The organism is Streptomyces sp. 2-1, assembly GCF_048564895.1.
Classification (GTDB): domain Bacteria; phylum Actinomycetota; class Actinomycetes; order Streptomycetales; family Streptomycetaceae; genus Streptomyces; species Streptomyces phaeochromogenes.
Genome location: NZ_CP183383.1, coordinates 7,321,025 through 7,333,170 on the forward strand (window position 1 = coordinate 7,321,025; position 12,146 = coordinate 7,333,170).

At 69.0% G+C, this 12,146-nt stretch carries 11 protein-coding genes and 1 riboswitch; of the genes, 2 read left to right on the forward strand and 9 right to left on the reverse strand.

What is annotated here, in order from left to right; all coding sequences use genetic code 11:
- Window positions 1-46 precede the first annotated feature (46 nt).
- The gene (gene def, locus ACN20J_RS32325; RefSeq protein WP_055617767.1) at window positions 47-700 is read left to right on the forward strand and encodes a peptide deformylase; all 654 of its coding nucleotides are present in this window, start codon (window positions 47-49) and stop codon (window positions 698-700) included.
- A gap of 32 nt (window positions 701-732) precedes the next feature.
- Here the strand turns inward: def and ACN20J_RS32330 are convergent, their stop codons facing one another.
- Window positions 733-1,695 (reverse strand): helix-turn-helix domain-containing protein, encoded by a 963-nt coding sequence (locus tag ACN20J_RS32330; protein WP_189837537.1) that lies wholly within the window; start codon window positions 1,693-1,695, stop codon window positions 733-735.
- 93 nt (window positions 1,696-1,788) lie between these two features.
- Here ACN20J_RS32330 and ACN20J_RS32335 point away from each other — a divergent pair, with 93 nt between their 5' ends.
- Window positions 1,789-2,025, forward strand: a complete 237-nt coding sequence (locus ACN20J_RS32335) for a hypothetical protein (RefSeq protein ID WP_189837538.1) — start codon at window positions 1,789-1,791, stop codon at window positions 2,023-2,025.
- Here the strand turns inward: ACN20J_RS32335 and ACN20J_RS32340 are convergent.
- The 8 genes from ACN20J_RS32340 to ACN20J_RS32375 form a co-directional block, all read right to left on the reverse strand.
- Complete coding sequence (locus ACN20J_RS32340) at window positions 1,938-2,972, reverse strand: ribonucleotide-diphosphate reductase subunit beta (RefSeq protein WP_189837539.1); 1,035 nt, start codon at window positions 2,970-2,972, stop codon at window positions 1,938-1,940. The genes ACN20J_RS32335 and ACN20J_RS32340 overlap by 88 nt on opposite strands.
- Window positions 2,972-5,386 (reverse strand): ribonucleoside-diphosphate reductase subunit alpha, encoded by a 2,415-nt coding sequence (locus ACN20J_RS32345; protein ID WP_189837540.1) that lies wholly within the window; start codon window positions 5,384-5,386, stop codon window positions 2,972-2,974. Before ACN20J_RS32345 ends, ACN20J_RS32340 begins: the two co-directional genes overlap by 1 nt.
- 138 nt (window positions 5,387-5,524) lie before the next feature.
- A riboswitch (cobalamin riboswitch) is annotated at window positions 5,525-5,696 on the reverse strand.
- A gap of 32 nt (window positions 5,697-5,728) precedes the next feature.
- Window positions 5,729-6,247, reverse strand: a complete 519-nt coding sequence (locus ACN20J_RS32350) for a GNAT family N-acetyltransferase (protein ID WP_361904178.1) — start codon at window positions 6,245-6,247, stop codon at window positions 5,729-5,731.
- Window positions 6,248-6,339: 92 nt separating this feature from the next.
- Window positions 6,340-7,329: a nucleoside hydrolase gene (locus ACN20J_RS32355; RefSeq protein ID WP_362001426.1), complete on the reverse strand. Its 990-nt coding sequence runs from the start codon at window positions 7,327-7,329 to the stop codon at window positions 6,340-6,342.
- A gap of 323 nt (window positions 7,330-7,652) precedes the next feature.
- The gene (mctP, locus tag ACN20J_RS32360) at window positions 7,653-9,278 is read right to left on the reverse strand and encodes a monocarboxylate uptake permease MctP (RefSeq protein ID WP_419667378.1); all 1,626 of its coding nucleotides are present in this window, start codon (window positions 9,276-9,278) and stop codon (window positions 7,653-7,655) included.
- Complete coding sequence (locus tag ACN20J_RS32365; protein ID WP_419667379.1) at window positions 9,275-9,586, reverse strand: DUF3311 domain-containing protein; 312 nt, start codon at window positions 9,584-9,586, stop codon at window positions 9,275-9,277. Before ACN20J_RS32365 ends, mctP begins: the two co-directional genes overlap by 4 nt.
- A gap of 169 nt (window positions 9,587-9,755) precedes the next feature.
- Window positions 9,756-9,968 carry a YbdD/YjiX family protein gene (locus ACN20J_RS32370; protein ID WP_190232205.1) on the reverse strand — a complete coding sequence of 71 codons (213 nt, stop codon included), beginning with the start codon at window positions 9,966-9,968 and terminating at the stop codon, window positions 9,756-9,758.
- Complete coding sequence (locus ACN20J_RS32375) at window positions 9,940-12,117, reverse strand: carbon starvation CstA family protein (protein ID WP_419667380.1); 2,178 nt, start codon at window positions 12,115-12,117, stop codon at window positions 9,940-9,942. Before ACN20J_RS32375 ends, ACN20J_RS32370 begins: the two co-directional genes overlap by 29 nt.
- Window positions 12,118-12,146 lie beyond the last annotated feature (29 nt).

Below are 12,146 nucleotides of genomic sequence, written 5' to 3' on the forward strand. Positions count from 1 at the left end.
TGTTCAGCATCACAACCCTGTTTTCCGAGGAAGGCTTACGTCGGTCATGGCGCAGCAGGACACCGATCAGCAGCACGTGGGCGTGCTCCCCGTGGACGACGAGGGCTTCGTCATCGACAGCGAGGACGACGCGGGGGAGCGTGAGGCGGCCTATCGCGGGCGCGGCAGCTCGCGGCCCATCACGGTCGTCGGGAACCCCGTACTGCACAAGGAGTGCAAGGACGTCACGGAGTTCGGCGACGACCTCGCCAAGCTGGTCGACGACATGTTCGCCAGCCAGCACACCGCCGAGGGTGTGGGCCTGGCCGCCAACCAGGTCGGCGTCGACCTGAAGGTCTTCGTCTACGACTGCCCGGACGACGAGGGCAAGCGGCACGTGGGCGTGGTCTGCAACCCCGTGCTCGTCGAGCTGCCCGCCGAGCGGCGCCAGCTGGACGAGAGCAACGAGGGCTGCCTCTCCGTGCCGACCGCGTACGCGCCGCTGGCCCGGCCCGACTACGCCGAGGTCACCGGGCAGGACGAGAAGGGCAACCCGATCAAGGTGCGCGGCACCGGCTACTTCGCGCGCTGCCTGCAGCACGAGACGGACCACCTGTACGGGTACCTCTACATCGACCGGCTCTCCAAGCGCGAGCGCAAGGACGCGCTGCGGCAGATGGCCGAGAACGAGCCGCGGTACCCCGTCGTCGCGAACGACTGAACCACCGCCGCATCACGCGTACCGGCGCACGTTCAGGCGGCCTGTGTGCCCCTGAACGTGCGCCGGTACGCGTTCGGGGTCGTCCCGAGCGAGCGGACGAACTGGTGGCGCAGCGCGGCCGCGGTCCCGAATCCCGTGCGGTCCGCGATGAAGTCCATGGTCTCGTCCGTGGCCTCCAGCAACTCCTGTGCCAGCAGCACCCGTTGACGCAGCAGCCAGCGGTACGGGGTCGTGCCCGTCTCCTGCTGGAAGCGGCGGGCGAAGGTGCGCGGCGACATGTGCGCGCGAGCGGCGAGCTGTTCGACGGTCACCTCCTCGTCGAGGTGGCGCTCCATCCAGGCGAGCACCTCGCCGACCGTGTCGCACTGTGAGCGCGGCAGTGGCCGCTCGATGTACTGGGCCTGGCCGCCGTCCCGGTGCGGCGGCACCACCATACGGCGGGCGATGGCGTTGGCGACCTCGGGCCCGTGCGCCTCACGCACGATGTGCAGACAGGCGTCGATGCCCGCGGCGGTGCCGGCGGAGGTGATCACCGGGCCCTCGTCGACGTACAGGACGTCCGGCTCGACGTGGATGCGCGGATACCGCTGGGCGAGTTCCTCGGCGTGCCGCCAGTGCGCGGCGCACCGCCGCCCGTCGAGGAGTCCCGCGGCGGCGAGCACGAACACTCCGGAGCAGACGCTGAGCACCCGGGCGCCCCGATCGACGCCCCGTCGCAGGGCGTCGAGCAGCTCCGGCGGATACTCCCGGGTCGCATAGGTGTTCCCGGCCGGTACGGCGATCAGGTCGGCGCTCTCCAGCCGTTCGAGCCCGTGCTCGGTGTGCACGGAGAAGCCGGCGTGCGTGCGAAGCGTCGACCCCTCGGCGGAGGCGACCGCGAAGTCGTACACGGGCAGGCCCTGGTCGCTGCGGTCGAGGCCGAACACCTCGCAGACCACACCGAGTTCGAAGGGATGCACGCCGTTGAGCAGGACGACGGCCACGTTGGTGAGCATGCTGCCAGTGTGCATCAGATCTGGCAGGAAATCGAGGGTGTGCGGCAGTACTGCCACTCACGGTAAGGAGCATTCGGCGCGACAGTGGTGTCCATGGAAACGACACAGCTGGAAGGCCTGATCTCAATGCTCTTCGTCCTCGGAATCCTGGTCCTGCTCGTCCTCCCCTCGGTGATCGGCATCGTGCGCGACCGGCGCATCGACCGTCAGCTCAGGGAGGCCGAGCAGGGACACCGCAAGGATCAGAAGTCCTCGTCGAAGCCGACCGAACCCTCCACGGCCACCTGGTACGCCGAGGGCCGGCGCTCGAAGAAGTTGGTCAGCTCCTGAACACCCTGCAGCTCCATGAAGGAGAACGGGTTCTCGGAGCCGTACACCGGAGCGAAGCCGAGGCGCGCCAGGCGCTGGTCGGCGACACACTCCAGGTACTGCCTCATCGAGTCGGTGTTCATGCCCGGAAGGCCGTCACCGCACAGGTCGCGCGCGAACTGCAGCTCGGCCTCGACGGCCTCCCGGAGCATGTCGGTGACCTGCTCCTGGAGCAGGTCGTCGAAGAGCTCCGGCTCCTCCTTGCGGACGGTGTCCACGACCTCGAAGGCGAAGCTCATGTGCATCGACTCGTCGCGGAACACCCAGTTGGTGCCCGTCGCCAGACCGTGCAGCAGACCCCGGCTGCGGAACCAGTAGACGTACGCGAAGGCACCGTAGAAGAACAGCCCCTCGATGCACGCGGCGAAGCAGATGAGGTTCAGCAGGAAACGGCGGCGGTCGGCCTTCGTCTCCAGCCGGTCCAGCTTCTCGACCTCGTTGATCCACTTGAAGCAGAACTCGGCCTTCTCGCGGATGGACGGGATGGACTCCACCGCGTCGAAGGCCGCGGCCCTGTCCTCCGGGTCGGGGAGGTAGGTGTCCAGCAGCGTCAGATAGAACTGGACGTGCACGGCCTCCTCGAAGAGCTGACGGCTCAAGTACAGCCGCGCCTCGGGGGAGTTGATGTGCTTGTAGAGCGTCAGCACCAGGTTGTTCGACACGATCGAGTCGCCCGTCGCGAAGAACGCGACCAGCCGGCCGATCATGTGCTGCTCGCCCGGTGACAGCTTCGCCAGATCGGTGACGTCCGAGTGGAGGTCGACCTCCTCGACGGTCCAGGTGTTCTTGATCGCGTCCCGGTAGCGCTCGTAGAAGTCCGGGTAGCGCATGGGACGCAGGGTCAGCTCGAAGCCCGGGTCGAGCAGGTTCTTCTGCGCCTTTTCGGTGTTCTCGGGAGCGGTGGTCATTACTGGCAGGCCTCGCAGGACTCGGGGTTCTCAAGGGAGCAGGCGACGGCGTCCTCGTCGGGAGTCGCGGGAGTCGCCTGTACGGGGATGGGGGCGGCCGCGGCAGCGGAGGAGCCCGCGGCACGGGCGATGCGCGTCGCCGGGCGCGAGCGCAGGTAGTACGTCGTCTTCAGCCCCGACTTCCAGGCGTACGCGTACATCGAGGAGAGCTTGCCGATGGTCGGTGTCTCCAGGAACAGGTTCAGCGACTGGGACTGGTCCAGGAACGGGGTCCGGGCGGCGGCCATGTCGATCAGGTCGCGCTGCGGGATCTCCCACGCCGTGCGGTACAGATCGCGCACGTCCTGCGGCACCCAGGTGAATCCCTGCACAGAGCCGTTCGACTCGCGCAGCGCCTCCCGGGTCTGCGCGTCCCACACGCCGAGCTTCTTCAGCTCCGCCACCAGGTAGGAGTTGACCTGGAGGAACTCGCCGGAGAGGGTCTCGCGCTTGAAGAGGTTGGAGACCTGCGGCTCGATGCACTCGTAGACGCCCGCGATGGACGCGATCGTCGCGGTGGGCGCGATCGCGAGCAGCAGCGAGTTGCGCATGCCGACCGAGGTGATCCGCTCCCGCAGCGCGGCCCAGCGCTCCGGCCAGTTCAGTTCCACGTCGTAGTGGTCGGGGTGCAGCACGCCCTGCGCCGTACGGGTCTTCTCCCAGGCGGGCAGCGGGCCGTTGCGCTCGGCGAGGTCGGCGGACGCCTCGTACGCGGCGAGCATGACGCGCTCGGCGATCTTGGTGGAGAGCGCCTTGGCCTCGGCGGAGTCGAAGGGCAGCCGCAGCTTGAAGAAGACGTCCTGCAGACCCATCGCGCCCAGGCCCACCGGCCGCCACTTGGCGTTGGAGCGGCCCGCCTGCTCGGTCGGGTAGAAGTTGATGTCGACGACCCGGTCGAGGAAGGTGACGGCGGTACGGACGGTCGCGTCCAGCCGCTCCCAGTCGATGTCACCGGTGGCCGTGTCCACGAACGCGCCGAGGTTGACCGACCCGAGGTTGCAGACCGCCGTCTCCCCGTCGTCCGTGACCTCCAGGATCTCCGTGCAGAGGTTGGAGGAGTGGACCGTGTGGCCGGGCAGCGCGGTCTGGTTGGCCGTGCGGTTGGCGGCGTCCTTGAAGGTCATCCAGCCGTTGCCGGTCTGCGCGAGGGTGCGCATCATGCGGCCGTACAGGTCGCGGGCCGGGATGGTCTTCTTGGCGAGGCCCTGGTCCTCCGCCTTGCGGTAGGCGGCGTCGAACTCCTCGCCCCACAGGTCGACCAGCTCGGGCACGTCGGCCGGCGAGAACAGCGACCACACGCGGTCCTCGTTCACCCGGCGCATGAACTCGTCCGGGATCCAGTGCGCGAGGTTCAGGTTGTGCGTACGCCGGGCGTCCTCACCGGTGTTGTCGCGCAGCTCCAGGAACTCCTCGATGTCGGAGTGCCACGTCTCCAGGTAGACCGCCGCCGCGCCCTTGCGCCGGCCGCCCTGGTTCACTGCCGCGACCGAGGCGTCGAGCGTCTTCAGGAACGGGACGATGCCGTTGGAGTGCCCGTTCGTGCCGCGGATCAGCGAACCCCTGGAACGGACCCGGGAGTACGCGATGCCGATGCCGCCCGCGTGCTTCGAGAGCCGGGCCACCTGGTGGTAGCGGTCGTAGATGGAGTCCAGCTCGTCCAGCGGGGAGTCGAGGAGGTAGCAGGACGACATCTGGGGGTGCCGCGTACCGGAGTTGAAGAGCGTGGGGGAGGACGGCAGGTAGTCGAGGCGGCTCATCAGCCGGTACAGCGCGGCCACTTCGTCGAGGGCGCGGGTCGTGTCGTCCTCGGCGAGGCCGCTCGCCACGCGCAGCATGAAGTGCTGGGGCGTCTCGATGACGGACCGCGTGATCGGGTGCCGCAGCAGATACCGGCTGTGCAGCGTGCGCAGGCCGAAGTAGCCGAAGCGGTCGTCGCCCTCGAGGTCGATCAGCGCGTCCAGACGGGCCGCGTGGGTCCGTACGAACTCGGCGGTGCGGTCGGCGATCAGGCCCTCGCGGTGGCCGACCGCGACGGACTCGGAGAAGGACCTGACCCCCTGTGAGGCGGCCTCCTCGGCGATGCCGATCGTCAGCAGGCGGGCGGCCAGCTTCGAGTACACGGGGTCCTCGGAGATGAGGCCCGCGGCCGACTCCGTGGCCAGCTCGCGCAGCTCCGCGGTGATCCCGTCGGCCCCCACGGAGGACCGGCCGCGCAGCGCGGCGGCGGCGACCCTGCCGGGATCGGCGTCGGGAAGGTCGGCGGTGAGGTCGGTCAGGGTCCGCAGCAACACGGTTCCCGGTCCGTCGGCCTCGGCCCTGTCCTGCTGGTACTGGGGCGCTTTCGCTGAGACCGGATCGGCTGGCGCGATGGTCACGTGGGGCTCTCCCTCGCTCGGCACGGGGCCTGCGGGGAGGGGGGATCGGGGCACACGGGGGTACACGCTCTGCGCAGCGGTACGCCGCGTCCACCGGCCCACTCCGCGAGGCCCGGACGTCATGGCACCCGGGCCGGGCGGCCTGGGCACGCTGTCGGCAGGTCCTCGGACTGACCAGGCGCACGGCTCTCCTCTGGGGACAGACATGCACAAGTACACCGTTGCGGGACAGTTCCGGATTCGCACCGGATTCCCCTGCGGCGACAGCGAGCATGAGCATACATCTTGTGCCGGGCTCGGGAAGCACCCCCACATGTTGTGTCGTGTCGGCTTCGGAGGGTGTCAGAGTGTCAACTCGTAGGTGAGCAGCATGATGTCGTCGAGGTCCGGGATCGGGTTCCAGTCGCGGTCGGGGGCGCGGGTGAAGCCGAGGCGTCCGTAGATGCGATGGGCGCTGTGCATGGTGCGCTGGGTGGAGAGCACGACGCGTACGCAGCCGTCCGTGGCCCGGGCGCGGTCGACACAGGCGCGTACGAGAGCCTCGCCCGCCCCGTGTCCGCGGGCCTCCGTGGCGACCGCCAGCATCCGTATCTCGGCCTCGCCCTCGCGCGCGATGTCGGCCATCGGCCCGCCGGACGGGACGAAGGTCACGCCGCCGACGACCCGCTCGCCCGTGCCCGTCCCCAGGACGGCCACGAGTACGTCGGCGGCGGCGGCCCGCTTCGCCACGTCCCGCAGCTCGCCCAGATACTCGTCGCTCTCCCCGAAGTCGAGGAGCCCGTCCCCCAGATAGGCCTGCGCGGTGATCTCGCCCACAGCCTCGTACTCCTCGGGCCTCGCCCGCCTGATCACGATGTCCATGCCTGGCAGTGTGCCCGAGGGGTACGGCGTGGAGCGCCGAGTTTTTCCCGCACCCCGGCCGGGGGCATCCAGCCGGGGTCGTCCAAGGGGGCTCAGCCCACGGCCGGCCACTGCGGGAGGGTCGTGACGAAGTCCTTCGTGAAGTCGCGTGGGCCCGGGCCGAGGGCCACGCGGCCGGTGTGGCGGGTGCGGGCGGTCAGGGCGGGCGACTCGGTGTAGTAGTTCCGCTGGGCGGCCGAGGGGACGAACACGGTCTGGCCGCGGGTGAGTTCGCTGGAGCACTCGACGACGACGGCTCCCTCCGCGAGCGTCACGAACGACTCGTCCGCGCACACGCCCACGGCGAGCGGGTCGTGCAGCGGGCAGGTGTCGCCTCCGCCGTGGCGGCGGTAGGAGTCGATGTAGACCCGCAGCAGCCGGGCCGCGAGCGCCGCGCCCTCCCCGGCCGCCTCCAGCGCGGCGAGGTCGGCGGGGCCGAAGAGCCAGCGGTGCGAGGCGTCCAGGTCGACCATGGTGAACGGGATGCCGGAGGAGAGCACCACCTCGGCGGCGTCCGGGTCCGCCCACATGTTGAACTCGGCGACCGGGGTGATGTTTCCGGGCACCTGCGCGTTGCCGCCCATGAACACGAACTTCTTCACACGGCGGGCGAAGGCCGGGTCCTCCAGGAGCGCGATCGCCACGTTGGTGAGCGGGCCGGTCGCGCACACGGTCAGCTCGCCCTCGTGCTCCCGGGAGAGCCGCAGCAGCGCCTGTGCGGAGGACTCCGTCGGGTGTGCGGCGGTCGAGTCGGGCAGCGTCTCGTGGCCGAGGCCCGCGGGGCCGTGGAAGTGGTCTGCGGCCGTGTACGGGAGGCGGGTCAGCGGGCGGCCCGCTCCGCGGTGGACCGGGACGTCCGTGTCGATGCGGAGGGCTCTCGCCAGGGCGCGGGCGTTGCGGTACGTCTGCTCGACGGGGAGGTTGCCGCCCACGGAGGTGTAGGCCCTGAGGTCCCACCTGCCCGTGCCGAGCAGGTACTGGAGGGCCACGGCGTCGTCTATCCCGGGATCACTGTCAAGGACGATCGGATCGCGAACGGTCACACGGACCAGCGTAACGGCGGACTCCCGTGCCGCCAGGGGCAGTTGTCGCCCCCGCCGCCCTTACCCATTCCCGTCCCTTTCGGGGGCCAGCCCCCGAACCCCCGCTCCTCAAACGCCGGAGAGGCTGCTGAGGGTGGGTGGGGTTTGCGGGGTGGGATGTGTGCGGGTGAGTCGTGGCTGGGTGCGCAGTTCCCCGCGCCCCTTTTAGGGGCGCGGGGAACTGCGCAATCTTTTGGGGGTTCGGGGGCGGAGCCCCTGAGTAAGGGACGGGAATGGGTAAGGGCGGCGGGGGCGATAAAGCCCGGCCGCCCCCGCCCGCGGGGCTAGTGCCCGGCCCCCGCCGTCGCCGACGGCAGCTCGACCTGGACGCCCTTGTCGCCCGCGTCGGCCGTGTAGTCCTCGGGGGACGTCTCGTCGATGCCGTCAGGGGCCTTGAAGGCCCTGAGGGCGAAGGTCAGCACGACCGTCACGACCACGTTCAGGACGAACGCCGTCAGACCGATGTACCCGATCTCCCCGATCCCGGGAATCTCCTTGGCGGAACCACCGAAGTGCTTCTGGGTCGGCGAGGCGACACCGTACGCGGCGACGGTCCCGTACAGCATGCCGACCGCCCACCCGCCGAGCAGTGCCCAGCGGTGGAACCACCGGGTGAACAGCCCACCGACCAGCGCGGGGAACGTCTGCAGGATCCAGATCCCGCCCAGCAGCTGGAAGTTGATGGCCACCGTCTTGTCCATGGTGAGGACGAAGACCAGCGCACCCACCTTCACGAGCAGCGAGACCAGCTTGGAGACCTTGGTCTCCTGGGCCGGCGTCGCGTCGGGCCGGATGAAGTCCTTGTAGATGTTGCGGGTGAAGAGGTTCGCCGCGGCGATGGACATGATCGCCGCAGGCACCAGCGCACCGATACCGATCGCCGCGAAGGCAACTCCCGCGAACCACGCCGGGAACATGTCCTCGAAGAGCTGCGGGATCGCCAACTGCCCGTTGCTGACCTTGACTCCGGCCGCGATCGCCATGAAGCCGAGCAGCGCGAGCAGGCCCAGCATCAGCGAGTACAGCGGCAGGATCGTGGTGTTGCGCCGGATCACCTCACGGCTGCGCGAGGACAGCGTGGCCGTGATCGAGTGCGGGTACATGAAGAGGGCCAGGGCGGAGCCCAACGCCAGCGTGGCGTACGTCCATTGGCCCGCCTCGCCCGGTGCCAGCGCACCACGCGGCGCGCCCGTCGCCGGGTTGGTCTGGCTGTAGGCCTCGCCCGCCTTGGCGAAGATCTCGTCGAAGCCGCCCAGCTTGATCGGGATGTAGATGATCGCCACCGCGATGACGATGTAGATCAGCGTGTCCTTCACGAACGCGATCAGGGCGGGCGCGCGGAGACCGGACGAGTACGTGTACGCGGCCAGCACACCGAAGGCGATGAGCAGCGGCAGGTCCTTGACGAACCAGTTGGTGTCCTCGCCGCCGCCGACGCCCATCACGTCCAGGACGGCCTGGATGCCGACCAGTTGGAGCGCGATGTACGGCATCGTCGCGAGGATGCCCGTCACCGCGACGGCCAGCGACAGCCCCTTCGAGCCGAAGCGTCCGCGCACGAAGTCGGACGTCGTCACGTACCCGTGCTTGTGCGAGACCGACCAAAGGCGCGGCAGGAACGTGAAGATCAGCGGGTAGACGAGGATCGTGTACGGCACGGCGAAGAAGCCGGCCGCGCCCGCCGCGTAGATCGCCGCCGGGACCGCCACGAACGTATACGCCGTGTAGAGGTCACCGCCGAGCAGGAACCAGGTGACCCAGGTGCCGAACGACCGTCCGCCCAGGCCCCATTCGTCGAGACTGTCGGTCTCGGCCCGGCGCCAGCGAGCGGCCAGGAAGCCCATGACCGTGACGGCCGCGAAGAAGAAGATGAAGACGGCGAGTGCCACGCCGTTCACGCCGTCGTTCATGCGGACGCGCCCTCCTTCTGGGACTTGCGGGCGCGCTGGTCACGGTTCCACAGCTTGTACGCGATCAGCGTGAGCGCGGTCGAGATGAACACCCACAGCATCTGGTACCAGTAGAAGAACGGGATGCCGATGAAGGCCGGGTCGACCTTCGCGTACGAGCCCACCCAGAGCATCGCCACGAACGGCGCGACCAGGCAGACGGCGATCACCACGCGGACCGGTGTGACGACAGGTGGTGTCACGACCGGCGGGGTCACCGCCGGCGTTTTCCCCTCGGGCGCTCTTGGCGCATCCGGCGCTTCAGACATACGACGGCTCCGTCCCCTTGCTGATCACCTGTGCAACGCGCAGGAAATCTAAGGGACGGTTCCGCTTTATGGAACCCCTGTCCGCATAACGGATACGACGTTCCGCTCACTGCTGCTCACCGCCGCTCGCTGCCGAGCGCGGGGGCCCGACAGCGAGCGGCCATCGCGCTCAGCAGCAGCGGAAGCCCTGCCGGGGATCCTCCTCCTGACGGTCCGTGCGCATCCGCTCGAACTCCCGCCGCGACGGCACGGCCGCGTCGGGGTGCCCCTTGCGTACATGCGTGACATAGCGGTCGTACGCCGACTCGTCGGTGAGCTCCCGTACGTACCAGCGCACGCCCCTGACCGCCCGGCTAGCCGCCCGGTGCAGCGCCGACCGCATCGCGGGCCTCCTCCTTCTCCTCCTTGGTCGGGATCAGCCCGGCCGGGGCGACGATCTTCGACTCGACGTACGGCGACTCGCTGAGCGTGGAGAGCGCGGGACGGCGTACGTGCCGGATGCACACCCTCGTGGCGTCCGCGATCACGATGACGATGAGCAGGGCGAGGACCGCCGCCAGGACGCCGTCGACTGTGGAGTTCGTGACGATCGTGTGCATGTCGTCCATGCTCTTGGCCGGTGCGATGAGCTCGCCCCGGTCGATGCCGTCCTGGTAGACCGAGCGCTGCTTGAAGAAGCCGACGCGCGGGTCGCTGGAGAAGACCTTCTGCCAGCTCGCGGTGAGCGTCACCGTGGCGTCCCAGGCGAGCGGAATCCCCGTGATCCAGGCCCACTTGAGGCGTCCGGACTTCACCAGCAGGGTCGTGCAGACGGCCAGGGCGACCGCCGCGAGGAGTTGGTTGGAGATGCCGAAGATCGGGAACAGCTGGTTGATCCCGCCGAGCGGTTCATGGACGCCGACCCACAGGAAGTAGCCCCAGAGGCCGCAGACGATGCCGCTCGTGATGACCAGTCCGGGCTTCCAGCTCACATTCTTGAAGGGTTTGTAGAGATTGCCGAGCGTGTCCTGGAGCATGAAGCGGCCCACGCGGGTGCCCGCGTCGAGCGCGGTCAGGATGAACAGCGCCTCGAACATGATCGCGAAGTGATACCAGAACGCGCGCAGACCGCCCCCGGTGACCTCGGAGAAGATCTCCGAGACGCCGATCGCGAGGGTGGGCGCGCCACCGGTCCGCGACAGCAGGGACGCCTCCTCGACGTTCTTCGCCGCGGCGGCCAGGTCCTCGGGGGATATCTGGTACCCCCAACTCCCCACCACCTGCGAGGCGTTCTGGACCGTGTCCCCGATGACACCGGCCGGCGCGTTCATCGCGAAGTACAGGCCCGGGTCGATGATGGACGCCGCGATCAGCGCCATCACGGCGACGGACGACTCCATGAGCATGGAGCCGTACCCGATCATCCGGACCTGCGTCTCCTTCTGGATCATCTTCGGCGTCGTACCGGAGGCGATGAGGGAGTGGAAGCCGGACAGGGCCCCGCACGCGATGGTGATGAAGACGAACGGGAAGAGCGAACCGGCGAAGACCGGCCCGTCCCCGCGCGTGGCGAAGTCCGTGACCGGGTCCATCTTCAGCGTCGGCATCGAGATGATGACGCCGATAGCCAGCAGCGCGATGGTGCCGATCTTCATGAAGGTGGAGAGGTAGTCGCGGGGCGCGAGCAGCATCCACACCGGCAGGATCGACGCGACGAAGCCGTACGCCACCAGCCAGATCACCAGCGTCGAGGGCGCGAGCGTGAACGTGTCGGCCCACGAGGACTCGGCGACCCAGCGCCCCGCGACCAGCGCGAGCAGCAGCAGGGCGACACCGATCAGCGAGACCTCGCTGACCCGGCCGGGCCGCAGGACCCGTAGGTAGAAGCCCATCAGCAGGGCGATCGGGATCGTCATCGCGATGGAGAAGGTGCCCCACGGAGACTGGGCGAGCGCGTTCACGATGACCAGCGCGAGCACCCCGAGCAGGATGATCATGATGGCGAAGGCGGCGAGCAGGGCCGCCGCGCCGCCGAACGGGCCGATCTCCTCGCGTGCCATCTGTCCGAGGGACCTGCCGTCCCGGCGGGTGGAGAAGAACAGGACGACCATGTCCTGGACCGCTCCCGCGAAGATCACGCCGACGATGATCCAGATGGTGCCGGGCAGATATCCCATCTGCGCGGCCAGTACGGGTCCGACCAGGGGTCCGGCCCCCGCGATCGCCGCGAAGTGGTGGCCGAGCAGGACGCGCCGGTCGGTGGGGTGGAAGTCGATGCCGTTGTCGAGCCGCTCGGCGGGCGTGGCCCGGGTCCTGTCGACCTTCAGGACCTTGTAGGCGATGAACTTCGAGTAGAAGCGATAGGCGATGGCGTACGAGCCGAGGGCGGCGGCCACCATCCAGACGGCCGACACCTCCTCGCCCCGGGACAACGCGAGGACGGACCAACCGGCCGCGCACACCAGCGCGACGACGGTCCAGATGACGATGGTTTGCGGACTTGCCTTGCGAGGGCTTTCAGGAGATGCCGTCTGTGGGCTGTCGGTGCGCACGGGTCGTCCTCCCGTCCATGGGTGACGGG

Bases quoted from the DNA above. Each gene is read 5' to 3' on its own strand.
- ACN20J_RS32330 (WP_189837537.1), bottom strand. From the start codon at position 1,695: ATGCTCACCAACGTGGCCGTCGTCCTGCTCAACGGCGTGCATCCCTTC.
- ACN20J_RS32340 (WP_189837539.1), bottom strand. From the start codon at position 2,972: ATGACCACCGCTCCCGAGAACACCGAAAAGGCGCAGAAGAACCTGCTC.
- ACN20J_RS32350 (WP_361904178.1), bottom strand. From the start codon at position 6,247: ATGGACATCGTGATCAGGCGGGCGAGGCCCGAGGAGTACGAGGCTGTG.
- ACN20J_RS32335 (WP_189837538.1), top strand. From the start codon at position 1,789: ATGGAAACGACACAGCTGGAAGGCCTGATCTCAATGCTCTTCGTCCTC.
- ACN20J_RS32365 (WP_419667379.1), bottom strand. From the start codon at position 9,586: ATGTCTGAAGCGCCGGATGCGCCAAGAGCGCCCGAGGGGAAAACGCCG.
- mctP (WP_419667378.1), bottom strand. From the start codon at position 9,278: ATGAACGACGGCGTGAACGGCGTGGCACTCGCCGTCTTCATCTTCTTC.
- def (WP_055617767.1), top strand. From the start codon at position 47: ATGGCGCAGCAGGACACCGATCAGCAGCACGTGGGCGTGCTCCCCGTG.
- ACN20J_RS32370 (WP_190232205.1), bottom strand. From the start codon at position 9,968: ATGCGGTCGGCGCTGCACCGGGCGGCTAGCCGGGCGGTCAGGGGCGTG.